Annotated in this window: 26 protein-coding genes; 7 read left to right on the top strand and 19 right to left on the bottom strand. The window is 59.0% G+C overall.

Annotation, left to right across the window (positions count from 1 at the left end; all coding sequences use genetic code 11):
• Positions 1-13: 13 nt before the first annotated feature.
• Complete coding sequence (locus J3362_RS10330; protein WP_349519520.1) at positions 14-880, top strand: phosphoribulokinase; 867 nt, start codon at positions 14-16, stop codon at positions 878-880.
• Positions 881-884: 4 nt separating this feature from the next.
• Here the strand turns inward: J3362_RS10330 and J3362_RS10325 are convergent, their stop codons facing one another.
• From J3362_RS10325 to J3362_RS10315, 3 genes are all read right to left on the bottom strand, one after another.
• Positions 885-1,733: a pirin family protein gene (locus J3362_RS10325; protein WP_349519518.1), complete on the bottom strand. Its 849-nt coding sequence runs from the start codon at positions 1,731-1,733 to the stop codon at positions 885-887.
• Positions 1,734-1,867: 134 nt separating this feature from the next.
• The gene (gene speD, locus J3362_RS10320) at positions 1,868-2,662 is read right to left on the bottom strand and encodes an adenosylmethionine decarboxylase (RefSeq protein ID WP_064229797.1); all 795 of its coding nucleotides are present in this window, start codon (positions 2,660-2,662) and stop codon (positions 1,868-1,870) included.
• A gap of 247 nt (positions 2,663-2,909) precedes the next feature.
• Positions 2,910-3,332, bottom strand: coding sequence for an OsmC family protein (locus J3362_RS10315; protein WP_349519517.1), 423 nt, complete (start codon positions 3,330-3,332; stop codon positions 2,910-2,912).
• A gap of 265 nt (positions 3,333-3,597) precedes the next feature.
• On the opposite strand from J3362_RS10315, the gene crp reads away from it, so the two are divergent.
• Positions 3,598-4,239 (top strand): cAMP-activated global transcriptional regulator CRP, encoded by a 642-nt coding sequence (crp, locus tag J3362_RS10310; protein WP_007153756.1) that lies wholly within the window; start codon positions 3,598-3,600, stop codon positions 4,237-4,239.
• A gap of 82 nt (positions 4,240-4,321) precedes the next feature.
• Here crp and modC read toward each other — a convergent pair whose 3' ends face one another.
• The 6 genes from modC to J3362_RS10280 all read right to left on the bottom strand — a co-directional run bounded on the left by modC (position 4,322) and on the right by J3362_RS10280 (position 9,637).
• Positions 4,322-5,404: a molybdenum ABC transporter ATP-binding protein gene (gene modC / locus J3362_RS10305; RefSeq protein ID WP_349519515.1), complete on the bottom strand. Its 1,083-nt coding sequence runs from the start codon at positions 5,402-5,404 to the stop codon at positions 4,322-4,324.
• Positions 5,401-6,081 carry a molybdate ABC transporter permease subunit gene (gene modB, locus J3362_RS10300; protein WP_108018444.1) on the bottom strand — a complete coding sequence of 227 codons (681 nt, stop codon included), beginning with the start codon at positions 6,079-6,081 and terminating at the stop codon, positions 5,401-5,403. The genes modC and modB overlap by 4 nt, the downstream gene beginning before the upstream one ends.
• Positions 6,081-6,884, bottom strand: coding sequence for a molybdate ABC transporter substrate-binding protein (modA, locus tag J3362_RS10295; RefSeq protein ID WP_349519513.1), 804 nt, complete (start codon positions 6,882-6,884; stop codon positions 6,081-6,083). The genes modB and modA overlap by 1 nt, the downstream gene beginning before the upstream one ends.
• The gene (locus J3362_RS10290; protein WP_349519512.1) at positions 6,868-7,836 is read right to left on the bottom strand and encodes an alpha/beta hydrolase; all 969 of its coding nucleotides are present in this window, start codon (positions 7,834-7,836) and stop codon (positions 6,868-6,870) included. The genes modA and J3362_RS10290 overlap by 17 nt, the downstream gene beginning before the upstream one ends.
• Complete coding sequence (locus J3362_RS10285; RefSeq protein ID WP_349519511.1) at positions 7,796-8,782, bottom strand: sterol desaturase family protein; 987 nt, start codon at positions 8,780-8,782, stop codon at positions 7,796-7,798. The genes J3362_RS10290 and J3362_RS10285 overlap by 41 nt, the downstream gene beginning before the upstream one ends.
• A gap of 108 nt (positions 8,783-8,890) precedes the next feature.
• Positions 8,891-9,637, bottom strand: a complete 747-nt coding sequence (locus J3362_RS10280) for a glutathione S-transferase family protein (RefSeq protein WP_349519510.1) — start codon at positions 9,635-9,637, stop codon at positions 8,891-8,893.
• Between the two features lie 138 nt (positions 9,638-9,775).
• Here J3362_RS10280 and J3362_RS10275 point away from each other — a divergent pair, with 138 nt between their 5' ends.
• The gene (locus J3362_RS10275; protein WP_349519509.1) at positions 9,776-10,750 is read left to right on the top strand and encodes an META domain-containing protein; all 975 of its coding nucleotides are present in this window, start codon (positions 9,776-9,778) and stop codon (positions 10,748-10,750) included.
• On the opposite strand, the gene J3362_RS10270 is transcribed toward J3362_RS10275, so the two are convergent.
• The 4 genes from J3362_RS10270 to J3362_RS10255 form a co-directional block, all read right to left on the bottom strand.
• Entirely contained in the window at positions 10,726-11,568 is an 843-nt protein-coding gene (locus J3362_RS10270) for a substrate-binding periplasmic protein (protein WP_349519507.1), read from the bottom strand. The genes J3362_RS10275 and J3362_RS10270 overlap by 25 nt on opposite strands.
• An 82-nt stretch (positions 11,569-11,650) precedes the next feature.
• Positions 11,651-12,709 (bottom strand): quaternary amine ABC transporter ATP-binding protein, encoded by a 1,059-nt coding sequence (locus J3362_RS10265; RefSeq protein ID WP_349519506.1) that lies wholly within the window; start codon positions 12,707-12,709, stop codon positions 11,651-11,653.
• A gap of 11 nt (positions 12,710-12,720) precedes the next feature.
• The gene (locus J3362_RS10260; RefSeq protein ID WP_349519505.1) at positions 12,721-13,755 is read right to left on the bottom strand and encodes an ABC transporter permease; all 1,035 of its coding nucleotides are present in this window, start codon (positions 13,753-13,755) and stop codon (positions 12,721-12,723) included.
• A 96-nt stretch (positions 13,756-13,851) separates the two neighbouring features.
• Positions 13,852-14,817, bottom strand: coding sequence for an ABC transporter substrate-binding protein (locus J3362_RS10255; protein ID WP_349519503.1), 966 nt, complete (start codon positions 14,815-14,817; stop codon positions 13,852-13,854).
• A 299-nt stretch (positions 14,818-15,116) separates the two neighbouring features.
• Here J3362_RS10255 and J3362_RS10250 point away from each other — a divergent pair, with 299 nt between their 5' ends.
• The 4 genes from J3362_RS10250 to J3362_RS10235 all read left to right on the top strand — a co-directional run bounded on the left by J3362_RS10250 (position 15,117) and on the right by J3362_RS10235 (position 18,350).
• Positions 15,117-16,217, top strand: coding sequence for a M14 family zinc carboxypeptidase (locus J3362_RS10250; RefSeq protein ID WP_349519501.1), 1,101 nt, complete (start codon positions 15,117-15,119; stop codon positions 16,215-16,217).
• A 41-nt stretch (positions 16,218-16,258) separates the two neighbouring features.
• The gene (locus tag J3362_RS10245; protein ID WP_349519499.1) at positions 16,259-16,993 is read left to right on the top strand and encodes an alpha/beta fold hydrolase; all 735 of its coding nucleotides are present in this window, start codon (positions 16,259-16,261) and stop codon (positions 16,991-16,993) included.
• A gap of 91 nt (positions 16,994-17,084) precedes the next feature.
• Positions 17,085-17,702 carry a glutathione S-transferase family protein gene (locus J3362_RS10240; RefSeq protein ID WP_349519497.1) on the top strand — a complete coding sequence of 206 codons (618 nt, stop codon included), beginning with the start codon at positions 17,085-17,087 and terminating at the stop codon, positions 17,700-17,702.
• Positions 17,703-17,738: 36 nt separating this feature from the next.
• Positions 17,739-18,350: a DUF4202 domain-containing protein gene (locus tag J3362_RS10235; RefSeq protein ID WP_349519496.1), complete on the top strand. Its 612-nt coding sequence runs from the start codon at positions 17,739-17,741 to the stop codon at positions 18,348-18,350.
• 153 nt (positions 18,351-18,503) lie between these two features.
• Here the strand turns inward: J3362_RS10235 and trpC are convergent, their stop codons facing one another.
• From trpC to rpe, 6 genes are all read right to left on the bottom strand, one after another.
• Positions 18,504-19,325 carry an indole-3-glycerol phosphate synthase TrpC gene (trpC, locus tag J3362_RS10230; RefSeq protein ID WP_104270813.1) on the bottom strand — a complete coding sequence of 274 codons (822 nt, stop codon included), beginning with the start codon at positions 19,323-19,325 and terminating at the stop codon, positions 18,504-18,506.
• Positions 19,326-19,491: 166 nt separating this feature from the next.
• Positions 19,492-20,520 (bottom strand): anthranilate phosphoribosyltransferase, encoded by a 1,029-nt coding sequence (gene trpD / locus J3362_RS10225; RefSeq protein WP_008173396.1) that lies wholly within the window; start codon positions 20,518-20,520, stop codon positions 19,492-19,494.
• An 11-nt stretch (positions 20,521-20,531) separates the two neighbouring features.
• Positions 20,532-21,113, bottom strand: coding sequence for an aminodeoxychorismate/anthranilate synthase component II (locus tag J3362_RS10220; protein WP_108018455.1), 582 nt, complete (start codon positions 21,111-21,113; stop codon positions 20,532-20,534).
• A gap of 16 nt (positions 21,114-21,129) precedes the next feature.
• Positions 21,130-22,617, bottom strand: a complete 1,488-nt coding sequence (gene trpE, locus J3362_RS10215; RefSeq protein WP_349519495.1) for an anthranilate synthase component I — start codon at positions 22,615-22,617, stop codon at positions 21,130-21,132.
• Positions 22,618-22,849: 232 nt separating this feature from the next.
• Positions 22,850-23,539 carry a phosphoglycolate phosphatase gene (locus tag J3362_RS10210; RefSeq protein ID WP_349519493.1) on the bottom strand — a complete coding sequence of 230 codons (690 nt, stop codon included), beginning with the start codon at positions 23,537-23,539 and terminating at the stop codon, positions 22,850-22,852.
• Positions 23,536-24,222 carry a ribulose-phosphate 3-epimerase gene (gene rpe, locus J3362_RS10205; protein ID WP_008173385.1) on the bottom strand — a complete coding sequence of 229 codons (687 nt, stop codon included), beginning with the start codon at positions 24,220-24,222 and terminating at the stop codon, positions 23,536-23,538. The genes J3362_RS10210 and rpe overlap by 4 nt, the downstream gene beginning before the upstream one ends.
• Positions 24,223-24,296: the final 74 nt, after the last annotated feature.

The following is a 24,296-nucleotide window of genomic DNA, read 5'->3' as shown; positions in this document are numbered from 1 at the left end:
GCAACCTGCCTCTATGTCAAAACGTCATCCCATCATCGCGGTTACCGGCTCGTCCGGAGCCGGAACCACGACCACCGGCCAGATTTTCAGCCGGATGTTTGCCAGTGAGGGGCTGAATGCTGCGATGGTCAGTGGCGACAGTTTCCATCGATACAACCGCGAACAGATGGCCAGGCTTGCGGCCAAGGGCCAGTTCGGTGAGCGCAACCACTTTGCCCTGGCCGCCAACCACATCGACAAGCTGGAAGCACTGTTCTACGACTACGGCCACACCGGCAACGGCCGTTATCGTCAATACGTTCACGATGAAGATCGCAGGCTGGTTGAAGCGGGGCACAAGCCCGGCACTTTTACGCCCTGGGGGCCTTTGCCTGCCGATACCGATCTGCTGTTCTACGAGGGGCTGCATGGGGGTGTTGTCAGCGAAACCTGCAATATTGCCCAGTATGTGGACCTGCTGATCGGTGTGGTTCCGATCGTGAATCTTGAATGGATCCAGAAGATCCACCGGGACACGCACAAGCGCGGCTACAGCCAGGAGGCGGTGGTGGAAACCATCATCAACCGCATGGATGACTACGTGCACGACATCGTGCCCCAGTTCTCCCACACCCACATTAATTTCCAACGCATTCCCCTGGTAGACACTTCCAATCCCTTTGTCGTCCGGGATGTCCCCACTGAGGACGAGAGCATGCTGGTGATCCGGTTCCGGGACCAGTCAGAAGTGGACTTTCCCTATCTGCTGCAGGTGATTGCGGGCAGCAGCCTGTCTCGACACGATACCCTGGTGGTTCCGGGCACAAAAATGCCGCTGGCCATGGACCTGATTGTCAGGCCGATGGTGCAGCGGCTGATGGCAAGAAAGCCGTTTGCCTGAGAGGTCAGGCCGTCAGGCGTCCATCCCTGTAATCCCGGAGTGTCTGCTCGATCTCCTCGCGGGTATTCATCACAAACGGACCGTACTGGACCACCGGCTCGCCAATTGGTTTGCCGGCAATCAGCAGCAGTTGCGCTCCGGCTTCCCCCGCATGGAGTTCGATCTGGTCGCCGTCCTCAGAAAGAACGTTAGCGGCGCTTCGCTGCAGCGAGTTTTCTCCCAGGCTCGCGGTGCCCTCGTAAAGATAGAGCATGGCGTTGTGGCCTTCCGGGAAGGGCAGTTTCAAACTTCCGCCTGATGCCAGGTGGATGTCGGCGTAGATCGGCTGAGTGGTGCGATCCGGCATCGCCCCTTCATGGGTCTGACCATCGATCTTTAATGAGCCGGCAATGAGCTTCAGTTTGCCTCCGTCGAAGGCAAGTTCCGGAATCTCTTCCGGTTGGATGTCCCGATAGCCGGCGTTCGTCATTTTTTCCGCCGCTGGCAGGTTCAGCCAGAGCTGAAAACCGCGCATCACGCCTTCTTCCTGCTGGGGCATCTCCGAATGGATGATGCCGCGACCTGCGGTCATCCATTGCACACCGCCGTTGCGCAGGTCGCCCCGGTTTCCGAGATGATCTTCATGCAGCATGTGCCCCTCGATCATGTAGGTCACGGTTTCGAACCCCCGGTGGGGGTGCGAGGGGAAGCCTGCGATATAGTCGGCAGCGTCCGAGGAACCGAACTCGTCCAGCATCAGGAACGGATCCAGGCGAATGGTCTGTTGCTGCCCAATGGAACGCTTGATGCGCACGCCGGCGCCGTCGGAGGTTTCCAGGGCGGGTATAATCTGTTTCAGGGAGCGCAGTGTCATGGGGTCCTCCTCTCGTAGCTCTTGAGCCTATTTAAGCGGGATAGGAGGAGAGAATAAAACGCAGAAATCTGGCGGGTGACATCAAAAAAACTGAAGGACCCGTGACGCCCCGGGCGGAGCGCCACAGGAGGCGATCATTCGACGTTGCGGGAATAGAAGATTTCCAGCATTTCCCGACGAAGACGGTCCTCGATGGACTGCGCTTCGGCGGGATCAAGATCACCGGCGTTCACCCCGAACACATAGTTATCAAGATTGAAGTTCTTCAGCATCATCTTGGTGTGGAACAGGTTCTCCTGGTACACGTTGACATCGATCATCTGATACGCGTTCTGGGTATCCTCGGTCAGGTAGTTCTGGATCGAATTGATGTCGTGATCAATGTAGTGCTTGGTGCCGTCCACATCACGGGTAAAGCCGCGAACCCGGTAGTCCACGGTGACGACATCGGAATCAAAGCTGTGGATCAGGTAGTTCAGCACTTTCAGTGGTGATATCAGGCCACAGGTGGATACATCGATGTCAGCCCGGAAGGTGCTCACGCCATCGTGGGGATGGCTTTCCGGGTAGGTATGTACGGTAACGTGGCTCTTGTCCAGGTGCGCGACGATGGTATCCGGCAGCGGTCCCGGGGATTCCTCGTTGTCTGGCTCTTCGCCATTGGTAAGCTCATGCTCGGCAATCAGCATGGTGACAGAGGCGCCATGGGGCTCATAGTCCTGACGCGCAATGTTCAGAACGTTGGCACCGATAATCTTGACGACGTCTGTCAGAATCTGTGTGAGACGCTCGGCGTTATACATCTCATCGATGTAATCAATGTAGGCCGTGCGTTGTTCTTCGGTCTGCGCATAACAGATGTCATAGATGTTAAAGCTCAGGGATTTGGTCAGGTTGTTGAAACCATGCAGCTGGAGTTTTGATTCCATGCTCAGCCCCTCCGGATCGTGGAGATGAATGACTGCAGAGCTGCATTGCTGCGCTCTGCCGAGGCCGCCACCGACTACTGACCGGGTTGTTCACCTTTTGCGCAGACCGGCGGAGAGGGTGCGTATTATGCACACCGCAAGTGACGTTGAATAGTATTGCCAGTGACATTTTAGCATTCGTGATTTCCCCTGCATCTGGCCCGGGGAATCGGTCCATGAGCGGCCCTGGCGAGATTTCTCACACGGGTTATGAAGCCTGGTGAACCTCGTAGCTGTGACTGATCTCGACGCCGGCCTTCTCAAGCATGATAGACGCGGAGCAGTACTTTTCTGCCGACAGGCTCACGGCCCGCTTGACCAGATTGTCTTTGAGGCTGTTTCCGGTTACCACGAAGTGCAGGTGAATGCGTGTAAACACCGCCGGAACCGCGTCGGCCCGCTCTGCTTCGAGCTCGGCGTGGCAGGCGGTCACGTCCTGGCGGCTTTTCTTCAGGATGCTCATGACATCGAACGCCGAACAGCCTCCGAGCCCCATCAGCAGCATTTCCATCGGTCGCGGGCCCAGGTTCTCGCCACCGTGGTCTGGCGGGCCGTCAAGCTGGACGCTGTGGCCGCTGCCGCTGGTGGCTTTGAAACTGGCGTTGCCGGTCCAGTCTATGGTTGCTTTCATGGGACGACTCTCCGTTGTGATGACGCGGGACCGACTGTTGTGATGGCCCCGATAAAGATGACCTGTGGCCGGATGCTAGCACAACCGGCTTCGCCAGGCAGGCCGATCTCGGATACATGTTGTATACTCTTTCCGGTTGCCCGCAACAGACCTTCTTGTTATAAGTTGCGCTGTTTTGCAGTAAAAAAGAACGAACCCGCAAGGAAAGCCGGGTGCATAACAAACATTGGGACCCGCCAGTATCTGAGGAGGCACGACTCGCATTATGGCCACTATCGTCAAGCCGGTTGAGCAGAAAACCAAGCATCTCGACTATTTCCTTTCGCAGTGCCATCGCCGCCGTTACCCAGCCAAGAGCACGATTATCTATGCCGGGGACAAGAGCGATTCCCTGTTCTACATCGTCAAAGGCTCGGTGACGGTTATCATTGAAGACGACGACGGTCGCGAGATGATCATGGCCTACCTGAACGCCGGTGACTTTTTCGGTGAAATGGGGCTGTTCGACAACATGGATTCCCGCAGCGCCTGGGTAAAGGCCAAGACCGAGTGCGAAGTGGCGGAGATCAGCTACACCAAGTTCCGTGAGATCGCCCAGCAGGATCCCAGGGTTCTGTATTTCATTGGCGAACAGATGGCTTCCCGCCTCCGCCAGACCACGCGCAAGGTGGGTGACCTCGCGTTCCTGGATGTGACCGGTCGGGTCGCTCGCACCCTGCTGGACCTCTGCAAGGAACCGGATGCCATGACCCACCCGGACGGTATGCAGATCAAGATTACCCGCCAGGAAATCGGCCGTATCGTGGGTTGTTCCCGGGAGATGGTTGGACGAGTTCTGAAGACACTGGAAGATCAGGGCCTGGTTCGGGTCAAGGGCAAAACCATGGTGGTGTATGGCACCCGGTGAGTCTCCGGACAGCAGAGCATCGATGTAGCAAGAAAGGCCGCTGATATCAGCGGCCTTTCTGGTTGGGGCAGGGGCGCCAGTGTCAGTCCGCCAGGGCCACGGACTTGATCTGCATCCACACCTGCCGGCCGGGTTCCAGAGCTAGCTGGTCAACCGCCCGGGTGGTCAGTCGGGACATGACCGGTGTGGGTCCGGCGAGCAGGCGGACGATACTGACGCCGGGGGTAACATCCGGTTCAATCCGGTCGATGGTTGCCGGAATCAGGTTCTGTATGCTCTGGTCAGGGTTCTCTTCCAGAGCCAGACTGATGTCCCGGGACATCAACTGGATCCGGACCCGATCCCCGATTTTCATGCCGTTGTCCCGGCGCAGCCAAAGGGAGCCACCGTCGAACTCAAAGCGCGCCAGGTGCCAGCGCTGATCCAGTTCTCTTATTGTCCCTTCCACAAGCACGCCCGCGTCGTCCTCGAGACGGAACGGGTTGTCCATGCGTGCAAGTGTCTCCCGGGTTGGCCCGCTGGCTATTACCTTGCCGTCCTCCATGACCACCAGATGGTCGGCGAGCCGGGCCACCTCGGCGGTGGAGTGGGAGACATACACGATCGGGATGGCCAGGGCGTCCCGAAGACGCTCCAGATAGGGCAGGATGTCGTGTTTGCTGGCTTTGTCCAGGGCCGACATCGGTTCGTCCATAAGTAGCAGCCTGGGGCTGGTCAGCAGCGCGCGGGCTATGGCCACCCGCTGGCGCTCGCCCCCGGACAGGCCTGCAGGCATACGGTCCAGGTGGCCGCCGAGTCCCAGCCAGTTCACTGCTTCGTCAAACCCGATCTGCCGGTCTGAGGCCGGAATACGCCGGTATCCGAATTCAAGATTCTTGCGCACGGTCAGATGGGGAAACAGGTGGGTTTCCTGGAATACATAGGCCAGGGGGCGTTTATGGACCGGAAGAAAGGCATCGGCGCTTTGCCAGTGTTCGTTGAGAACGGTCATGGTTCCCTCTGCGCGGTGCAGGCCCGCCATGCAGCGCAACACGGTGGTCTTGCCGCAGCCGGAATGCCCGAACAGGGCGGTGATGCCCGTGCCGGGCAGGGTCAGGTCAACGTCCAGACCAAACCCGGGAAATGCGCACCGGAAGCGGGCACAGATGCTCTTGTTCCCGCTCATCTCAGTGCTCCCGACCGGGCCTTGCCGTTCAGCGCGTACAGGGTGACCAGAACCACGAAGGAGAACACCACCATGCCGGCAGAAAGCCAGTGGGCCTCGGTGTATTCCAGGGATTCCACGTGGTCATAGATGGCCACCGAAAGGACCTTGGTTTCCCCGGGAATGTTACCCCCGATCATCAGAATCACGCCGAACTCACCAATGGTATGGGCGAAGGTCAGAACGGCGGCAGTCAGGAAACCGTTGCGGGCAAGGGGCACGGCAACAAACAGGAATCGATCCCAGGGCGGGGCGCGAAGCGTGGCAGCGACCTCGAGGAAACGGTCGCCAACCGACTCGAAGGCATTCTGCAGCGGTTGCACCGTAAACGGCAGGGAATAGATCACGGATGCCACCACCAGACCCTCGAAGGTAAAGGGCAACAGCCCGATACCGAGCGACTGGGTAACCTGGCCAACCCAGCCTTCCGGCCCCATCACCAGCAGCAGGTAAAAGCCAAGGACCGTTGGCGGCAAAACCAGAGGCAGCGCGACTACGGCCGCCACCGGTTGGCGCAGCCAGTGCCGGGTTCTGGCGAGCCACCAGGCGATGGGCGTGCCTATTAGCAACAGCAGCAGAGTGGTTGTCGTGGCCAGTTTCAGGGTCAGCCAGACTGGATCCCAGTAGGTTTCAAACATCAGTTGATCGCGTCATGTCCTTCGTCGTAACCATAGCTCCGGATGATGCCGATGGCAGTATCGGATTTCAGGAAATCCATCCAGGCGCGGGCTGCTTCATTGCTGGCGCCCCGGTTCAGCAGGATGGCCTGCTGGTCGATGGGCTGGTAATAGGCCTGAGGCACGTGCCATAGGGTGCCGGCATCCTCGTCCCAGACTTTCACCTGGGAAGCGGCCACGAAACCTGCCTGGGCATTGCGACTGACAACAAACTGGAACGTCTGGGCTATGGAATCACCGCGGACCAGTTTCGGTTGTAACGGTTGCCATTGGCCGATGTGCTCAAGAACCTGCTGGGCAGCCAGGCCATAGGGTGCGGTTTTCGGGTTGGCAATGGCCAGTCTGGCGAAGGGCTGCTGCTCCAGATAGCGCGGGGCATCCTCAAACGCATCGGGCGCCGGGCTCCAGAGAACCAGCTTGCCCCGGGCATAGGTAAAGCGGGTTCCGTTGACCCCGGCCTGCGCCTCTTCGATCAGCTCTGGCCTGAGCACGTCGGCCGCCATGAATACGTCGAAGGGCGCGCCGTTCCTGATCTGGGCGTAAAGTTTGCCGGTAGAGCCAAAGCTGGCGGACACCCGGTGACCGGTTTCCGCTTCAAAGTGCCTGGTCAGTTCCCGTGTGGTATCGGTGAAGTTTGCGGCCACACCAATACTGACTTCGCCGGCGATGGCTCCGGAAGCAACACTGAACAACACGCACAGGCAGGCGAAAGCCCGGGTTATTGGGTGGCATATTCTGGTGCGGCGTTCATGGGGCTCTGGCATGGAGCAGGGCTTTCTGTTCGGCGGTTGATTGGGCAGACGCATTGTCCCTATGCAGGCACAGGGAATGCAAGTATTGCCACACCTCGTCCCGGTTGGTTTCGTTGAGCATCTCATGGCGCCCGCCCTCAAACAACCTCAGGGTCACATGGCCAACACCCGCCTCTCGAATGGCCTGGAAGTGCTGGCGCACGCCGCGGCCCATTTCACCAACCGCGTCCGCCGTTCCAGAGAACAGGTGCACGGGCAGGTCCTTGCGCCAGGTCGGCGGCTTGATGGCCAGCATGCCGCCGATAAAATCCAGCCAGAGCCCGGTCGAGCATTGGAACCCGCAAAGCGGATCGGCAACGTAGGCGTCAACCTGGTGTGGATCGCGGCTGAGCCAATCGGCATGGGTCCGGTTGGGGCGGAACCGGCGATTGAACTGCTCGAAGGTCATGCGGGCGATCAACGGGCTGCGGTGCCGCTTGCCCCGGAGCAGTCGTATCAGGCCAATCAGGGCCCGGGATGCCAATAGCTGGCCCCGATCAATCCGGTTGGTGGCGCTCAGGATCAGGGTATCCAGGGAATCACCGTACCTCTGGGCGTAATCCTGGGCAATGAACGAGCCCATGCTGTGGCCCAGCAGGTTGACCGGCAGCCCGGGAAACTGTGAACGGGCGTGTTGGACCACCTGGTGCAGGTCGGCCAACACGCTGGCCCAGCCGTTCTGGTCCGCATAGTGCCCCAGGTTCTCGACTCTTGAATGTGGGCCATGGCCCCGATGGTGAAAGGTGATAACGGCCATGCCGCGTTTGCAGAGCCAGCGTGCGAGGGACTGGTAACGGTCGCCATGCTCGGCCATGCCGTGGCTGATGATCAGAAGGCCGGTGGGAGCCGTCGGGGTAAAGACTGTTCCGGCTATGCTGTGGTCATCACCATTGTTCAGCGTCAGAGGGTGTTCGTTCGTTGTCACGACCCGGTTCCTTGTTGTTTTTCTCCGCAGCCGAGCGTTGCCACTCCGGCGGTTTCCATAGATGGGTAAGGCGAGACAATAATCTGCCGGGCTGTGCCATGTCGCGGAACAGGTCCACGTATTCGTGGGTCCAGAGCACAATCAGGTTATTGGAACGAACGGGCCGGGTGATGCCGTATTCGGGCGGATCCTGGGCATTTTCATCGACAAACGTGCCGAACAGACGATCCCACACTATCAGCGTGCCGCCGTAATTACGGTCGATGTAGCCGGGATTCCGGCCATGATGGACTCGGTGATGGCTGGGCGTGTTGAAAACCAGTTCGACCCAGCCGGGCAGCTTCCCGACCAATGTGGTGTGAATAAAGAACTGGTAGACCAGCGACAGGGCATAGGCCACGCCGATCCAGACAGGGTTGAGTCCCAACAGCGCCAGGGGCAGATAGAACACCCACATGCCGTTGAAAATGTTGGTGGCATTCTGGCGCATGGCAGTGGAGAAGTTCATCCGCTCGGAGGAATGGTGCACCACATGGGCCGCCCAGAACCAGCGCACCCTGTGACTGGCCCTATGCATCCAGTAGAAACAGAAGTCCACGCCCAGAAAAGCCAGCAGCACGGTGAATCCGTTCAATTCCAGATCAAACAGCCGGTAGTGATAGCACAGGGCGTAGACAGGGAAGGCAATGAGGCCGGCGAAGAGCAGTTCGGTCACCTGATAGCCGGCGCCAAGGGCAAAGTTTCTGACCGCTTCACGGGTATCTATCAGCTGCGGATCGTGGCGAATCTTCAGGTATTCCCAAAGGGTAACGCCCACAAAAACCGGTGTTGCAATCACAAAGATCAGTTGGCGTTCATCCAGCGCCAACCACGGCGCAGCCATCGCCCAGAGAGAAAGCAGGCCGCTGTCTTCCAGTACGGCCAGTATCATGTCGGTCAAAGCCATCGGGTTTCTGCCGGTTTCCTCATCAAGTCCGTTTATTCTCGCACGTAACCCGGAAACCGGACTGTCGGTTCACGCCAGATTGGCTAACGGATTCCGACAATCCGGTACTCAGCCTGGCCGACGGTTGTCTTCGTACACTTTTCCCAGAGCCCGGATCTGTGGCTGCCACTGGTCCAGCCAATGTTTGATGTCTTTCGGAATTCGCGCAGTTTTCGGCCATGGCACCGGATACTGTGCTGGCTGGAACATCGGTGCAAACAGGGCGGCTGCCGTCAGGTCTGCGCGCGAAAACTGGTCGCCAGCCAGGAAAGGTCTTTCGGCGTAGATGGAAGCCAGCTCGGTGAGCAACTCTTCCATGACCTGGCGGGACGTTTCAGAGGTTTTTTCGTTGATCTTCATCCACTGACGCATGGCTTCATCAACCCGGCTGAAAGCAAGACTGAGCAGTATCCGGTTATAGAAAGGCGTTCCCGCGGCCAGCATGGGCACCACAATCTTGGGGCGCTGGAGGAAGTGGTGGTAGGAATAGCAGCGGATAGCCGGCCCCGCTTCCTCGTCAAGCCGGCGTTCCCAGGCCAGCGCCTGCTCACGAACTTCCGGGTCTGCCGGTGTCAGCAAGTGCTCTGGAAACGTCTGGTCCAGGTAATCCAGAATGGCCGCTGAGCCCTGAACCACGTGGCCGTCATGGTCCAGCACCGGCACAGAGGAGGCTTCACCGGTCAGTTTCCGGATGGTTTTCACATGTTGTCCTGGCAGCAGATTCACCGTTTCGTAGTTGAGCCCCTTGTAGTCCAGGGCCCAGCGTATTTTTTCGCAGTAGTGGGAAATGGCAAATTGGTAAAGTTTCAGTGCCATGGGGTGTCTCCTTGGTCCAGCGTCCTAGCATACTGCCGGTGGGGCGGTATAAGAAGTCCCATCAGATGCTCATGGTGGCCTCATCGGTCGTTGGGCTCTAAACTGTAGGCCGAAAAGACGCTCACAAGGGAACTGACCATGCACTCACGACGAGTTTTGATGTTGTCCGTCGTCACTGCGGCGAGCCTTGCTATCTCCGCCTGCTCCTCTCTATCCAAAACCAGTCAGCCGGTTTCCGCGAGCTATGCTTGCGGGCAACTCGATATCGCCGTCTCCGGCAACGACGACAGCGATCTGATCAGCATCGACTATCTGGATCGACGTGTTCTGCTCAAGCCGGAGGTAAGTGCCTCGGGCGCATTGTACGTTGCCCCCGGCGACGACCAGACGCGGTTCTGGAGCAAGGGTGAAAAAGCGACCCTGACAGTGAAGGGGCAAACCTACCCGGAGTGTTTGCAGCCAGGCGATCTGGAAATGCCTTTTGAGGCGAGGGGGAATGAGCCTTTCTGGCACGCGACGCTTGGGGGCGGTGAGCTCTTGATAACACGGCCTTTCGAGGAGCAGGGAACCCGTCGGGTACCGGTTGAAGTGAAAACATCCAACCGGCATGGGCGGACATTTGTGGCGACGCTGGCAGATCTCCCCATTACCCTGACAGTCGCCCGTCAGCTCTGTGACGACAGCATGTCCGGGGCTCAATATCCCGCGCAGGTGCGCCTGCAGGTCGGTGATGATGAATTCAGGGGGTGTGGCGGTGATCGCCAGCGTCTGTTCCGGGGCGCTATCTGGGTTGTTGAGGATCTTGCGGGCGCAGGCATCATCGATCGGTCCCGGATCACGATCGAGTTTCTTGAGGGCAATCGGATCGCGGGCAGGGCGTCTTGCAACCGATATACAGGCGCCTATGAACTCAGGGGTGAAGGCATGGCTATCGGCCCACTGGCATCAACACGGATGGCCTGTGCGCCCGCGCTGATGAATCAGGAAGAGCGGTTTCTGAACCTGCTGGATCAGGTGAATTCAATGCAGATCGGGCAGCAGGGCCAACTGCTGCTTTCGACACCGGGCGGTGAGTCGATTCGGGCGTTTCAGTCTGACCACGACAGTCCGTAGCGCGTCAGGATCTCTGCCACCCGCCCACTGCTTTGCAGGGCTCTCGCTCCCTCTGAAAGGAGCGCTGCGAGCTGGGCGGAATCACGGCCGACCGGTGAAAATGCAACGTAGATCGGTGACTCATGGATCACCGCGGCCATTCTCAGGCCTTCCGTGTTGCCCTCCCGCTCCAGTTGCCACTGCATCACATAGCGGTCTTCCGGGAATACGTCAGAGCGCTGCTGGTGCAGGAGTTCGATTGCCCGGCTCAGTGGTGCCGGCCCGGACAGCACCCAGACCCGCTCCGGATCGTCCTGGTACTTCTCGATATAGCTGTCCAGTTCCGGTGAGTAAGCGTAGCCGTTGATCGCCAGCAGCGTGGATTGGCTGAGCGAGTCGATGCCAGCGTACTGCCAGTCGTTGTCAGGGTGGGTATAAAGCGCGATCGTCGAGTAACCAGTAGCGGCGTCCGGAAACACGAAGTCCGGCGCATCCCCCGGAAGGGCTCCGACAACCGCATCAATATACCCGTCCCGGGCCTGTTGCAGGGCCCGGGCCCAGCTCATGTTCACGTACTCGACATCGATACCGGCGAGTCCGAACGCCTCCCTGGCAATATCTATCATATAGCCTTCGTGCTCGGAGCCGGCTTCACAATTGTGAGGACACCAGGGATCAGCGGCAATGACGACGCGATGGCGCGGCTCTGTGGGAGCCGGCGCAGCGGGAGCGGTCTTCGTTGCCTTTGCTGCTGTTTCAGGAACCAGCGGTGGCGGGTCCTCTGGCTGCGAGCAGGCGGCAAGAAAGAGCGCAATGGAAAGAACCAGGGTTTTTGCCATGGTGATAAAACCGGGATGCCGATAACGTCGGCTCTCCCTGAAGCATAGACCCTGGTCGCGGTTTTGTAATGGTTAAAAGCGTCTAGGCTGCGGTTTTGTCCCTGTCTGCCGACGCGGCGGTCGGCACCAGTGCCCGGGCGAGGTCTTTCATGTGCAAAGTGCCCACTTGCTGGTCGTCCCGGACCACCCGGAAATTCAGGGACATGTCACCATCGGACTTCAGCAGTACCGACTCGAGGTTGTCTTTCTCCGAGATATCGCCGGCGAACGTGGAGTCGCCGTCATCCGGCGGACTCATGACCGATCGTACCCTGAGTACCCGTGCCCGATTGATATCGCTGATGAAGTCGACGATGTAAGGGTCGCCGGGATTGAGCAGGATTTCCTGGGGATCTCCCTGCTGGACTACTTCGCCGTCTTTCAGGATGACCAGATGGTCGGCCAGTTTCAGGGCCTCATCGAGATCATGGGTGATGAACACGATGGTTTTCTGCAGTTCTTCCTGAAGCGCCAGCAACAGGTCCTGCATATCGGATCGAATCAGCGGATCGAGTGCCGAGAAGGCTTCGTCCATCAACATGATCGGGGCGTCGGACACCAGAGCGCGGGCGATGCCTACCCGCTGTTGCATGCCACCGGATAGCTGGTGCGGATACTGGTATTCGTTACCTTCCAGACCAACCCGCGCGAGCCATTTGCGGGCATCGGCCTCAAAGTCCGAAGTCGTGTAGCCGCGAATGTCCTTGGCCATGCCGGCGTTCTCGAGCACGGTTTTGTGGGGCAGCAGGGCAAACTTCTGGAATACCATCGACATCCGCTCGCGGCGAAGTTTTCGCAGCTGCTCCTCGGTATAGCTCATGATGTCTTCGCCATCGACGCGGATCTCGCCGGCCGTGGGGTCGATCAATCGGTTCAGGTGCCGGATGAGTGTGGACTTCCCGGAGCCGGAAAGTCCCATGATGACCGTGATCTCGCCATCGTGCATATCCACGTTGATATCACGCAGACCGAGGACGTGTCGCTGCTGCTCCAGCAGATCGGCTTTGCCCATGCCCTTGCGAACATACTCCAGGGCAACATCCGGGGTCGGCCCGAAGATCTTGTAAAGGTTCCGGATCGAAATCTTGATGTCTTTTGCCATGGGGGCTTTCCTCACTGCTTCTGGGAGACGTTAATTCGTGCCAGGGACGCCTTGGTTACCCGGTCGAGAATAACCGCCAGGATCACGATGCCAAGGCCGGATACCAGGCCAACACCCAGTTCCAGATTACGGATGCCCCGGAGAACCAGAACGCCAAGCCCGGGCGCGGATACCAGGGATGCGATGACGACCATGGCAAGACTCATCATGATGGTCTGGTTAACCCCTGCCATGATATTGGGCAGCGCCAACGGGATTTGCACCTTGTAGAGTTTTTGTCGGGGCGTCATGCCAAAGGCGTCTGCGGCCTCAATCACGTCCTTGTCTACCAGCCGGATGCCCAGGTTCGTCAGCCGGATCACAGGAACAATCGCGTAGAGGATGATGGCGATACCATACAGCTTTGACTCAGTGACACTGAACAGGAAGATCAGCGGGATCAGGTACACAAAAGGTGGCAGCGTCTGCAGCATGTCCAGTACCGGTATGATCATCCGTTGCAGCGAGTTGCTGCGTGCCATGGCGATGCCTATGGGGACTCCCAGCAAGACACAGAGGAAGGCACATACAAAAATGATCGCCAGGGTTTGCATGGCGTACTCGTAATGGTCGATAAACGCCAGCAGTACGATGCTGCCGCCAACGAACAACATCAGCTTCCAGGATTTGGTGACCACGTAAACGACCGCCAGAAGCAGCGGAATCACGATCCACCAGGGCGTGTTCAGCATGCCGTAGAGTGCGCCGTCGAGGAACCAGCTGAGGGGTTGTGTTAACGGGTCGAGAATCAGGCTCAGACTGTCTTTAATTGCCAGAAATCCCTGCTCCAGCCCCTTGGTAAGCTCCCTGGACTGGGGGAAAGCGGAGCAGGATTCGTTGAGTGCGTCCATGGACGGAAACGGGAGTTCCCATAGTGAGGCCGGTTCGGCGCTCTCTCCCTTGGTTTTATTCAGCAGGTCGGCCATCGACATGGGGCCGCTGCTTTTGCCTTCCGAGCACCATTGCTCAAGGCCGAGCGATGAAAAAAGGGAATCGTAGGTTGCCATGGGCGGTCAGTCTCTCCTGCGCACGTCTGGAATCAGAACGGTTTTCGGGAAACGACCCGGGGCATCCCGAAGGATGCCCCGGGAGGGGCAGGCCAATCAGTTAAGAACGTTGGCCAGACGCTCACGCGCGGAGTCGTTCAGCCAGGTTGACCACTCGTCGCTGTTGTTGCTGAGGTAGTAGACCGCAGCTTCTTCGCCCGAGGCATTGTTGGAGTCCATCCAGGCCAGGATGGCGCTCATGGTCTCGGTTTTGAATGTCAGCTTGCTGAGCATGTCGGCCACTTCAGGCTCGCGTTCTTTGAAGTCGGTGGTTACCGACGTCAGGATCGTGGCCGCCGGGAAGTCGGAAACGCCCGGATTATCCACATCCGGTGTCTGGTTTTTCTGGTGCACGTCCGGTTTGATCTCGCCGAGGTCAACCCGGGTCATGTCGTACTTGCCGAGCGGCACTGTGGGGCCCCAATAGTAGCCGAACCAGGGTTCTTCGTTCTGGACAGCGGACGCCATGGAGGATGCCAGGGTCTCACCGGAGCCATGATTGAATACGTCAATGCCGGACTCTTCCAGATCCAGGGCGCGAATCAGGTTGTCACTGACAACACGGCAGCCCCATCCGTCCGGGCAGTTGTTGAAGGTGCCGCCAACGAGCTCGGGATTGGCCATCACGCCTTCGATGGTTTTCAATTCCGGGTGCTCTTCAGCGAGGTAGGTGGGGATCCACCAGCCTTCAACGCCGCCCGGATCCAGAACCTTGCCAAGGCGTTCCACCTTGCCCTGTTCTTCCAGGCGCAGGTAGGCCTCGCCCGCGGAGTTGAGCCACAGCTCGGTGACGATGTCTGGCTCACCGTTTTCGGCAACGGAGGTTACCGCCGGAACAGTATCGGAAGGAACAATGGTTACGTCACAGCCGTAACCCTGCTCCATGATGAAGGTGGCCACGTTGGTGACGACCGTGTTGGACGCCCAGTTCATTTCGGTAATGGATACCTCGCCGCAATTGGCCTGGGCCGCGACGGGTACGGATAGCGCGCAAAGCAGTGCAGCAGACTTAAGCTTTCGCATAGTCACTTCTCCTTTTCAGGGTTTGTGATTTTTGGAGGGTGTTGTCGGTGTTAGTGCCGATACGAGGGGGCCGCGATCCATGAGGATCGGGAGAACAGCTCTTTTATGGTCGCTGTTAAGGTCGAACAAATCACGAAGTCTCGGTTAATACTTAAATGTAAGGATAACTAACCTCAGCTCAGTTACAAGGGCGTATTCCAAATGCGTCTTTAAAAGAGACATATTATGCCCCGGGAGAACTGTCAAGAAGGTGTAGTAATCGATGGGTACACTCCGGGTACCTGAACCCGGAGAACAGCATGACAGAGCTGCGCGACCTGACACCTCACACATCAATCAGCCACGAGCAGGCCACCCGGGATGGGCGTCAGCGAAGGCTGCTGAGAACCTTCCTGCCGGAGCTGGTTGGCCTGGAGCGCATTCTGGCAGAAGCGCCGGATTTCATTGCAACCGAAGTGGTGGAGCGGGTCGCCCTCAAGGACATATCCTTGCCGATCTACCGTGTCGATATCGGCTCTTCCCGGCCCGATGTGCCAGCAGTATTGCTTGTTGGGGGTGTGCACGGGCTTGAACGCATTGGAAGCCAGGTGGTGATGGCCTGGCTGCAGTCGCTGCTCGCCAGAGTGACCTGGGACGAACATTTTCTGGGGTTGTTGCAGAAGGTTCGAATTACCCTTTTACCAATCCTTAACCCTGGCGGTATGTATCTGAATCAGCGAAGCAATCCCAACGGCGTGGACCTGATGCGCAATGCGCCGATCCAGGCCCAGGACCGTAGCGCATTTCTGCTCGGCGGCCAGAGAATTTCACCCCGATTGCCATGGTATACCGGGGATCCTGACCAAGGTATGGAGCCTGAAAACCAGGCGCTGGAGGCGGTCATAAAACAGCTGCTGCCGGGACGGCCGTTCAGTGTGGCACTGGACTGCCATTCCGGATTCGGGATGCAGGACCAGATCTGGTTTCCCTACGCTTACCGGCGTCGACCCATGCGTCGAATCGCATCGGTTATGGCGCTGAAACTGATCTGGGAGCAGTCTTACCCAAACCACGACTACCGTTTCGAGCCGCAGTCCCGCCACTATCTGACCCATGGCGACTTGTGGGATCACTTCTACAAGCAGGTCAATCGCGAAAATGCCGGTGTTTTCCTACCCCTGACCCTGGAAATGGGCTCCTGGCGCTGGATTCGCAAGCGGCCCCGTCAGTTGCTGAGACTCGACGGCTTTTTCAATCCCCTGGTTCCGCATCGGCACAAGCGGGTCCTGCGCAGTCACCTGACCTGGATGGACTTCCTGATTAACGCCGCCGCCAGCCATGAAAACTGGTTGCCGGCTCGGGATGAGGAGTCCATGCTGAAAGAGGCCGCGATCATGCACTGGTATCGCGATACTCACTAGCGATCCAGCCGGCCCAGGCATTCATCAATCGGAACTATCGTATGCACTGGATTCTGTTGCGGGGTCTGACTCGGGAGCACGCCCACTGGGGCAGCTTTCCGGCTCGCCTCGAGGAGGCATTTCCGGAGCACCAGTTCCATAAGGTCGATCTGCCCGGGACGGGCGTGCGATATCGAGAGGACAGTCCGGCAACGGTAGCGGCGATTCGGGAAGCCGTTTCCAGGCGCGTCAGCCATATCCCCGGTCCCTTCAGTATCCTGGCACTTTCTATGGGCGGTATGGTGGCCCTGGACTGGGCCCAGCAGGCTGCGGATGGACAGATCCAGAACCTGGTTCTGATCAATACCAGTTCCGGCTTCAGCCCGCCATGGCAACGCATGCGGCCTGGGGCCTGGCCGCGAATTATGCGGCTGCTGGCCCGTCAGGAATTGTTTGACCGTGAGCGGGATATTCTCCGGCTCACGTCTAACCGTGAGGTGCCTCTGTCACTGGCAATACAATGGTACAGCATACAACGACAACGTCCCGTCAGTACTCGCAATGCGATCAACCAGTTGGCGGCCGCCGCCCGCTACAAACCCGGTAAAAAGCGTCCTATGCCAGATGCACTGATTCTCGCCAGTCGCGGCGATCGCATCGTTCACTGGCGCTGCAGTTCCACGCTGGAGGAGCGCTGGCAATGGACCATGGAACTGCACCCGGATGCTGGCCATGACCTCCCGCTGGACGATCCGGAGTGGATTATCCAGCAGATGCGCAACTGGCTGCCCCGGTAACGCCGGTTGCTTGACGCAACTCTTCTTTCCGGTCAGTCTTCTCGTTTTGAACCGTCAAAGCCGCCATTGATCAGGAACGGAGCCGATAATAATGAAAATCTTCGAAACCAAAACCGCCCCCAACCCCCGCCGTGTGCGCATGTTCATGGCCGAAAAAGGCCTGTTGGACAAGGCCGAATTCATCGAGATTGACTTGCAGAAGGGTGAAAACCTGACACCTGAATTTATCGCCCGAAATCCGATGAAGAAAGTGCCGGTGATGGAGCTGGATGATGGCACGGCCATCGCCGAGACCATGGCAATCTGCCGCTATTTCGAAGAGAGCTACCCGGATACGCCGAGCCTGCTGGGCGATACCCCGCTGGAAAAAGCCCAGCTTGAGCAGTGGCTCCGGTGGATCGAGCTGTTCTTCTTCATGCCCACCGGCATGTGTTTCCAGCACACCACCGGCTACTTCAAGGACCGGATGAACCCGATCAAGGAGTGGGGTGAGGAATGTGGCAAGAGTGTTGAGAAGTTCATGCACTTCCTCGACAAGCAGCTGGAGGGCAAGGAATACATCTGCTGCGACCGTTTTACGGCCGCCGATATCAACGCCTTCACTACGGTGGCATTTGCCCGGGTGGTAGGCATCCGCATCAAGCCCGAGCAGGCCAATCTGCAGGCCTGGTACGACCGAATCAAAGAACGCCCCTCTGCCCAGGTCTGAGCCGCAGGCCAGTCAGAAACCAGAAGAGAGATCTTAATGACCACAACGGATTCAAGACTCCAGTGTGCGCTGGCGTCTATTGACGCAGCGAATAAGGCCGATCCCAATCAGGAGGCTTCTGGCAACGAACGCCTCCCGAAGGAATACGCCTACAGCCTGCACATGACCCGCTGGCTGTTCGAGCTTGAATCCGACCCTTCCGAACGCATGCAGATCGCCTGCCGCGCCCAGCACATCGAGCGCTGGACCATGCCGCGGAAGGACTATCCGGAAGGTCGTAAAGCCTATTACCAGTGGCGCCAGGCCTGTGGCCGTATGCATGGCCGGCGTGCTGCGGAAATCATGGCGGATTGTGGCTACCCGAAGGAGGAGTGCGAGCGGGTGGAGACCATTCTGACCAAGCGGGAACTGAGGCAGGATGCCGACACTCAACTGCTGGAGGACGTGGCCTGCATGGTCTTCCTGGAACGGTACTTCGCAGATTTCTATGAGGAAAAAGCGGACTACGATCGGGAGAAGTGGCTACGCATCGTGCGCCGGACCTGGGGCAAGATGTCGCCCCGTGGGCACGAGGCGGCACTCAAGCTGGCAGAGGGGATGCCGGCGCACATTCTGGAACTTTTGCAGGAGGCTTTGGCCGACGCCTAGCATCAAATGCCTGTTGCGAACTTTTGTGCACAGTCCAGCGGGTACGACCTGCCAAAATACGCTGTGAATACCTCCCTGTACGCTCGGCTCCGCCATCCATGGCTCCGCACGATTTTGGCAGGTCGTACCCGCCGAACTGTTTAAACTTGTGAGTTAGCCTTTTGGAAAGAACAGTTCTTGAAGTTTCTGACCAGGCTCTTCCGCCCGCATAAACGATTCCCCCACAAGGAAACCGTAAATCCCGCGAGCAGTCATCGCTTCTACGTCGCTGCGGGTCATGATGCCACTTTCCGTAATGGTCAGCCGGTCCTGGGAGATCCGCTCATGCAGATCAAACGTGGTGTCCAGCGAAACATCGAAGGTATGCAGATTGCGGTTGTTGATGCCGACCAGAGGCGTCGTCAGCGTCAACGCATCATCCAGTTCCTCACCATCGTGCACTTCGACCAACACATCCAGCCCGATCTCATGGGCAATACCTTCCAGCTCCTGCATCTGGTCTTTGGTCAGGCAGGCGGCGATCAGCAGAATACAGTCGGCACCGATGGCCCGGCTTTCGTAGACCTGGTAAGGAGCGACCATGAAGTCCTTGCGAATTACCGGCAGGCTGCAGGCATTGCGGGCGGCGACCAGATAGTCTTCATGGCCCTGGAAGAAGTCGCGGTCGGTGAGTACCGACAGACAAGCAGCGCCGCCGTTCTCGTAGCTTTCGGCAATGACCGCTGGCTCGAAGGGATCTCGCAGAATGCCCTTGCTCGGCGAGGCTTTTTTGATCTCGGCGATAACAGCGGGAGTCTGCTTTTCAATTCGGCTGCGCAGAGCGTTGGCGAAGCCTCTGGCTGCTGGTTGGTCCCCAGCCATGGCTTTCAGGTCGGCAACCGAAACCCTTGGTTTCCGCTCGTCAATTTCTTCCCACTTGCGGTCCACGATCTTGCGGAGAATGGTGGGAGTCTTATCCAAATGTCGTTCAGTCATTAGCGGCCTGCAAGTAGTTAGCGAGAGCCGGTGGGGCAGGGCTTGCCAAAACTGTCGTCAGCCATGGATGGCTGACGCCAAGCCCTACAGGGACGTATTCACGGGCGTGTTTTGGCAAGCCATGCCCCACCGGGTCGTCCTGCCGAAATCCGGCAGGCTTAGTCGATCAAAAGCACTGAGAAAAATCAGCCAGCTCCGACATCTTGCCGGCAGCGAGGCCAGAGCCCATGGCGTCGAGGGCCATATCCACACCTTCTTTCGGCGTCTTGGCCAAACCAGCGACGTAGATTGCTGCGCCCGCATTCAGGGCAATCAGGTCCCGGGCTTTCTCGGCCATTTCATCGTGGCCACGTCCGAAGGCTGCCTTGATCAGCTTCAAGGAATCGTCGGCGGTGTCCACGGTCAGACCCACCAGAGCCTGGCTCTTGATGCCAAGATCCTCCGGGGTGATGTCGTATTCGGTGACCTCACCGTTCTTAAGTTCTGCCACGTGGGTGGCACTCGCCAGACTGATCTCATCCAGGCCGTCTTTGGAGCAAACGACCATGATGTGCTCGGCCCCAAGGCGATGCAGCACCTCCGCCATCGGGCGGCACAGCTCCCGGTTGAACACGCCTACCAGTTGGCGTTTAACGCCAGCCGGGTTGGTCATCGGGCCCAGGATGTTGAAAATGGTCCGGCAGCCCAGTTCCTTACGGGGGCCAATGGCGTGTTTCATGGCGCCGTGATGGGCCGGGGCGAACATGAAGCCGACACCGATTTCCTCGACGCAGCGGGCCACTTCCTCGGGTTTCATGCTCAGGTTGATACCCAGCTTTTCCAGCAGGTCGGCACTGCCGCTCTTGGACGAGACGGCCCGGTTGCCGTGCTTGGCTACGAAGCCGCCGGCAGCGGCCACTACAAACGAGGCGGCCGAGGACACGTTAAACAGGTTGGCGCCGTCGCCGCCGGTGCCGACGATGTCCACCAGTGGCTCGGCCTTGACCGTGACCTTGGTGGCCAGCTCGCGCATGACCTCGGTGGCACCGGTGATTTCATCAATGGTTTCGCTTTTCAGACGCAACCCCATCAGAAACGCGCCGATCTGGGCGTCCGTGGCCTCGCCGTTCATGACGATACGCATCACGTCCTTCATTTCCTCCCGGGACAGGTCCAGGTTGGAGGCAATGCGGTTGAGAGCTTCTTTCATGTCCATGTGTCGGCCTCTTATTGTGTTCTCAGAAAGTTGCGCAGCAGCTCGTGGCCCTGTTCCGTCATAATAGACTCCGGATGGAACTGCACGCCCTCGATGGGCAGCGTCTTGTGGCGAACCCCCATGATTTCCTCGATGGAACCGTCGTCGTTGCGGGTCCATGCGGTCACTTCCAGGCAGTCGGGCAGGGTGGCCTTGTCGATCACCAGGCTGTGGTAGCGGGTTGCCTGCAGCGGATTGCTCAGGCCCCGGAACACGCCGGTGTCCTTGTGGAATACCGGGGACACCTTGCCATGCATGACCCGGCCGGCGCGGATGACGTCGCCGCCGTATACCTGGCCGATGGCCTGGTGGCCCAGGCAAATGCCCAGGATCGGAAGCTTGCCGGCGAAATGCCGGATGGCCGCCATGGAGATGCCAGCCTCGTTCGGGGTGCAGGGGCCGGGGGAAATTACCAGCCGTTCCGGGTTCAGGGCTTCAATCTGTTCGATGGTAATTTCATCGTTGCGGTGCACCTGCACGTCGGCACCCAGTTCGGCCAGATACTGCACCACGTTATAGGTGAAGGAATCGTAGTTATCGATCATCAGCAACATAATCTGTTCCTCCGCCTCAGTGGTCGAAATCGTTGTAGGTCATGGCCACCGCCCGGAAAATGGCGCGGCCCTTGTTCATGGTTTCCTTCCACTCGAGGCGGGGCACCGAATCGGCCACTACGCCTGCGCCGGCCTGGATGTGCAGGGTGTTGTCCTTGATTACGGCGGTACGGATGGCAATGGCGGTATCCATGTTGCCGTTGAACGACAGGTACCCCACGGCGCCGCCGTAAACCCCACGCTTGACCGGCTCCAGTTCGTCGATAATCTCCATGGCCCGGATCTTGGGCGCACCGCTCAGGGTGCCGGCGGGCAGGGTGGCGCGCAGCACGTCCAGGCAGCTGGTGTTGTCTTTCAGCCGGCCGGTGACGTTGGAGACGATATGCATCACGTGGGAGTAGCGCTCCACGATCATCTTGTCGGTCAGCCGGACCGTGCCGGTTTCCGACACCCGGCCGGCATCGTTCCGGCCCAGATCGATCAGCATCAGATGCTCGGCAATTTCTTTCGGATCAGCCAGCAGTTCTGCTTCCAGCGCCTTGTCCTCGGCATCGGTGGCGCCCCGCTTGCGGGTGCCGGCGATCGGCCGAACCGTCACTTCCTCGTCTTCCACCCGGGCCAGAATTTCCGGGGAGGAACCCACGATGTGGAAGTCACCCAGATCCAGGAAATACATGTAGGGCGACGGATTCAGCACCCGAAGCGAGCGATACAGGTTCAGCGGCGGCGCCTCGAAGGGAATCGACATGCGCTGTGAGATCACCGTCTGCATGACATCGCCGTCGAGCACGTAGCCCTTGATCTTGTCCACCGCGGCTTCGAATTTGTCCTGGGTAAAGCCGGAGATGAAGTCGCTCTCGTCTACGGCTTTTCCGCGCAGGTGTTCGGGGGTGCGGGGCGCGTCAGCGGTTTGCCTGTGCAGATGGTTCTCCAGCTCATCAATGCGGCTCTGTGCCTTTTCGAAGGCGCCCTCAATGGCCGGATCGGCATGGACAATCAGATGCAGCTTGCCCCGCAGGTTGTCGAACACCACGATCTCGTTGGAGACCATCAACAGGATGTCCGGGGTGCCGATTTTGTCCGGCGGACAGCTTTTGCGCAGCCGTTTTTCGATGTAGCGCACCGTGTCGTAACCGAAGTAGCCCACCAACCCGCCGTTAAACCGGGGCAGCTCGTCCAGATCTGGCGCATGGAAGCGTTTCTGATAGGCCTCGACAAAGGCGAGTGGATCGTCCACTTCCTCGGTTTCGACAACCTCTCCGCCGCGGCTGATCTCCACCCGGTGGTCAAAGACCTTGAGCACCTCGTGACTGGGCAGGCCGATGATCGAATACCGACCCCATTTCTCCCCGCCCTGCACGGATTCGAACAGATAGGAGTAGGGCCCGCTGGCGAGTTTCAGATAGGTGCTCAGAGGCGTATCGAGGTCGGCCAGTACCTCACGGTACACGGGGATGCGGTTAAAGCCGGCGTCGGCGAGCTCAATGAATTGCTCGGGTGTCATGGTACGGTTTCCTGAAATCTGATCTGCATTGTGGATGAAAGACTTTGCTTCCATCAGGTGCTGCGGGCTCGACCAGCAGACGCCAGTCAGCCTCCGGGCTTGCTTAGCCGGTGCGCCATCGCCACCATCGTGTTGCGCGGGTTGTCAGGATGCCTCGCGCTGCAGTCAGATTCAGTCCCTGCACGGCAGGAATCTCCCGTAAAGAAGTGCTCAAGGTAAGTTCCTTGTGAGATTACAAAAGCTCGGCCAGCGAATCAACAACCGCGTCGGCGCCCAGGGTATCCACCGCAGGCCCGTAGTTATACCCGTACCGCACCGCCACACAGGGAATGCCCGCGGCCAGCGCCGCGTTAATATCCGCTGCGGAGTCGCCCACCATGACCGTGGTTCCGCGGGTGCCCCCGAGGGTTTCCATGGCATGAAGCAGGGGAGCGGGGTCCGGTTTCTTGACCGGCAGGGTGTCACCACCCACGGTCAGGTCGAACCAGTGGTCCAGTCCCATTTGCTCAAGCAGCGGTGCCACAAACTGTTCCGGCTTGTTGGTGACGATGCCCAGCCGGCAGCCCTGGTTCTTCAGGTGCGTGAGACAGGCCTCGACGCCGGCGTAGACTACCGAATGCTGCCCGTTGAGGGTGCCGTAGGCGTGATAGAAAATCGCCAGGGCATCCTTGAACAGGGCCTCGTCTTTTGGTCGCGCCGGTTCCCAGTCCACCTGGCTGGCCAGGGCCCGGCGCACCAGAACGCTGGCGCCATTGCCTACCCAGTTCCGTACCCGGTCAATGCCCGCGGGTGAGCGCCCAAGATGCGCCAGCATCTGATCCACGGCGGCCGCCAGATCCGGTGCACTGTCCACCAGGGTGCCGTCGAGATCAAACAGGGCAACCCCCGGCCAGCGTGGATTGAACAGCCCTGCCAAGCTCATTGGCTGATCACCCTGCGGGCCTGCTCCAGTTCTTCGCGCATGGCATCAATGGTGGTTTTATAGTCGTCGGTGTTAAAGATGGCAGATCCGGCCACGAAGGTGTCGGCACCGGCCTCGGCGATTTCCCGGATGTTCTCGGTCTTCACGCCGCCGTCGATTTCCAGGCGGATATTGTAGTTACTGGCATCGATGCGTTTGCGGGCCTCCCGGAGCTTGTCGAGCGTGCCGGGAATGAACTTCTGGCCACCGAAGCCGGGGTTTACCGACATCATCAGCACCATGTCCAGTTTGTCCATCACATGATCCATGTAATGCAGCGGCGTGGCCGGGTTGAACACCAGGCCCGCCTGGCAGCCACCGTCGCGGATCAGCTGCAGTGAGCGATCGATGTGGTTGGTCGCTTCCGGGTGGAAGGTAATGTAACTGGCCCCGGCGTCGATAAACATACGGATGAGGTCGTCCACCGGCGACACCATCAGGTGCACATCGATGGGGGCGGTCACGCCGTGCTTGCGCAGCGCCTCGCAGACCATGGGGCCAATGGTGAGGTTGGGTACGTAGTGATTGTCCATCACATCGAAGTGCACCACGTCGGCGCCGGCGGCCAGCACGTTATCGACTTCCTCGCCAAGACGGGCAAAATCGGCGGACAGGATGGATGGGGCAATCAGGTAAGGGTTCATGACGGCTCTCTCACAACAATGGATAATGGCTTGGTCAGCGGTCCCTGCCGCACATTCAGGATGGCTGCTAGTCT

This window comes from Marinobacter sp. NFXS11, assembly GCF_040148675.1.
In the GTDB taxonomy this organism is placed as follows: domain Bacteria; phylum Pseudomonadota; class Gammaproteobacteria; order Pseudomonadales; family Oleiphilaceae; genus Marinobacter.
This window is presented reverse-complemented; position numbering and strand designations above follow the sequence as displayed.

Bases quoted from the DNA above. Each gene is read 5' to 3' on its own strand.
- J3362_RS10330 (WP_349519520.1), top strand. From the start codon at position 14: ATGTCAAAACGTCATCCCATCATCGCGGTTACCGGCTCGTCCGGAGCC.
- J3362_RS10325 (WP_349519518.1), bottom strand. From the start codon at position 1,733: ATGACACTGCGCTCCCTGAAACAGATTATACCCGCCCTGGAAACCTCC.
- speD (WP_064229797.1), bottom strand. From the start codon at position 2,662: ATGGAATCAAAACTCCAGCTGCATGGTTTCAACAACCTGACCAAATCC.
- J3362_RS10315 (WP_349519517.1), bottom strand. From the start codon at position 3,332: ATGAAAGCAACCATAGACTGGACCGGCAACGCCAGTTTCAAAGCCACC.
- crp (WP_007153756.1), top strand. From the start codon at position 3,598: ATGGCCACTATCGTCAAGCCGGTTGAGCAGAAAACCAAGCATCTCGAC.
- modC (WP_349519515.1), bottom strand. From the start codon at position 5,404: ATGAGCGGGAACAAGAGCATCTGTGCCCGCTTCCGGTGCGCATTTCCC.
- modB (WP_108018444.1), bottom strand. From the start codon at position 6,081: ATGTTTGAAACCTACTGGGATCCAGTCTGGCTGACCCTGAAACTGGCC.
- modA (WP_349519513.1), bottom strand. From the start codon at position 6,884: ATGCCAGAGCCCCATGAACGCCGCACCAGAATATGCCACCCAATAACC.
- J3362_RS10285 (WP_349519511.1), bottom strand. From the start codon at position 8,782: ATGGCTTTGACCGACATGATACTGGCCGTACTGGAAGACAGCGGCCTG.
- J3362_RS10280 (WP_349519510.1), bottom strand. From the start codon at position 9,637: ATGGCACTGAAACTTTACCAATTTGCCATTTCCCACTACTGCGAAAAA.
- J3362_RS10275 (WP_349519509.1), top strand. From the start codon at position 9,776: ATGCACTCACGACGAGTTTTGATGTTGTCCGTCGTCACTGCGGCGAGC.
- J3362_RS10270 (WP_349519507.1), bottom strand. From the start codon at position 11,568: ATGGCAAAAACCCTGGTTCTTTCCATTGCGCTCTTTCTTGCCGCCTGC.
- J3362_RS10265 (WP_349519506.1), bottom strand. From the start codon at position 12,709: ATGGCAAAAGACATCAAGATTTCGATCCGGAACCTTTACAAGATCTTC.
- J3362_RS10260 (WP_349519505.1), bottom strand. From the start codon at position 13,755: ATGGCAACCTACGATTCCCTTTTTTCATCGCTCGGCCTTGAGCAATGG.
- J3362_RS10255 (WP_349519503.1), bottom strand. From the start codon at position 14,817: ATGCGAAAGCTTAAGTCTGCTGCACTGCTTTGCGCGCTATCCGTACCC.
- J3362_RS10250 (WP_349519501.1), top strand. From the start codon at position 15,117: ATGACAGAGCTGCGCGACCTGACACCTCACACATCAATCAGCCACGAG.
- J3362_RS10245 (WP_349519499.1), top strand. From the start codon at position 16,259: ATGCACTGGATTCTGTTGCGGGGTCTGACTCGGGAGCACGCCCACTGG.
- J3362_RS10240 (WP_349519497.1), top strand. From the start codon at position 17,085: ATGAAAATCTTCGAAACCAAAACCGCCCCCAACCCCCGCCGTGTGCGC.
- J3362_RS10235 (WP_349519496.1), top strand. From the start codon at position 17,739: ATGACCACAACGGATTCAAGACTCCAGTGTGCGCTGGCGTCTATTGAC.
- trpC (WP_104270813.1), bottom strand. From the start codon at position 19,325: ATGACTGAACGACATTTGGATAAGACTCCCACCATTCTCCGCAAGATC.
- trpD (WP_008173396.1), bottom strand. From the start codon at position 20,520: ATGGACATGAAAGAAGCTCTCAACCGCATTGCCTCCAACCTGGACCTG.
- J3362_RS10220 (WP_108018455.1), bottom strand. From the start codon at position 21,113: ATGTTGCTGATGATCGATAACTACGATTCCTTCACCTATAACGTGGTG.
- trpE (WP_349519495.1), bottom strand. From the start codon at position 22,617: ATGACACCCGAGCAATTCATTGAGCTCGCCGACGCCGGCTTTAACCGC.
- J3362_RS10210 (WP_349519493.1), bottom strand. From the start codon at position 23,539: ATGAGCTTGGCAGGGCTGTTCAATCCACGCTGGCCGGGGGTTGCCCTG.
- rpe (WP_008173385.1), bottom strand. From the start codon at position 24,222: ATGAACCCTTACCTGATTGCCCCATCCATCCTGTCCGCCGATTTTGCC.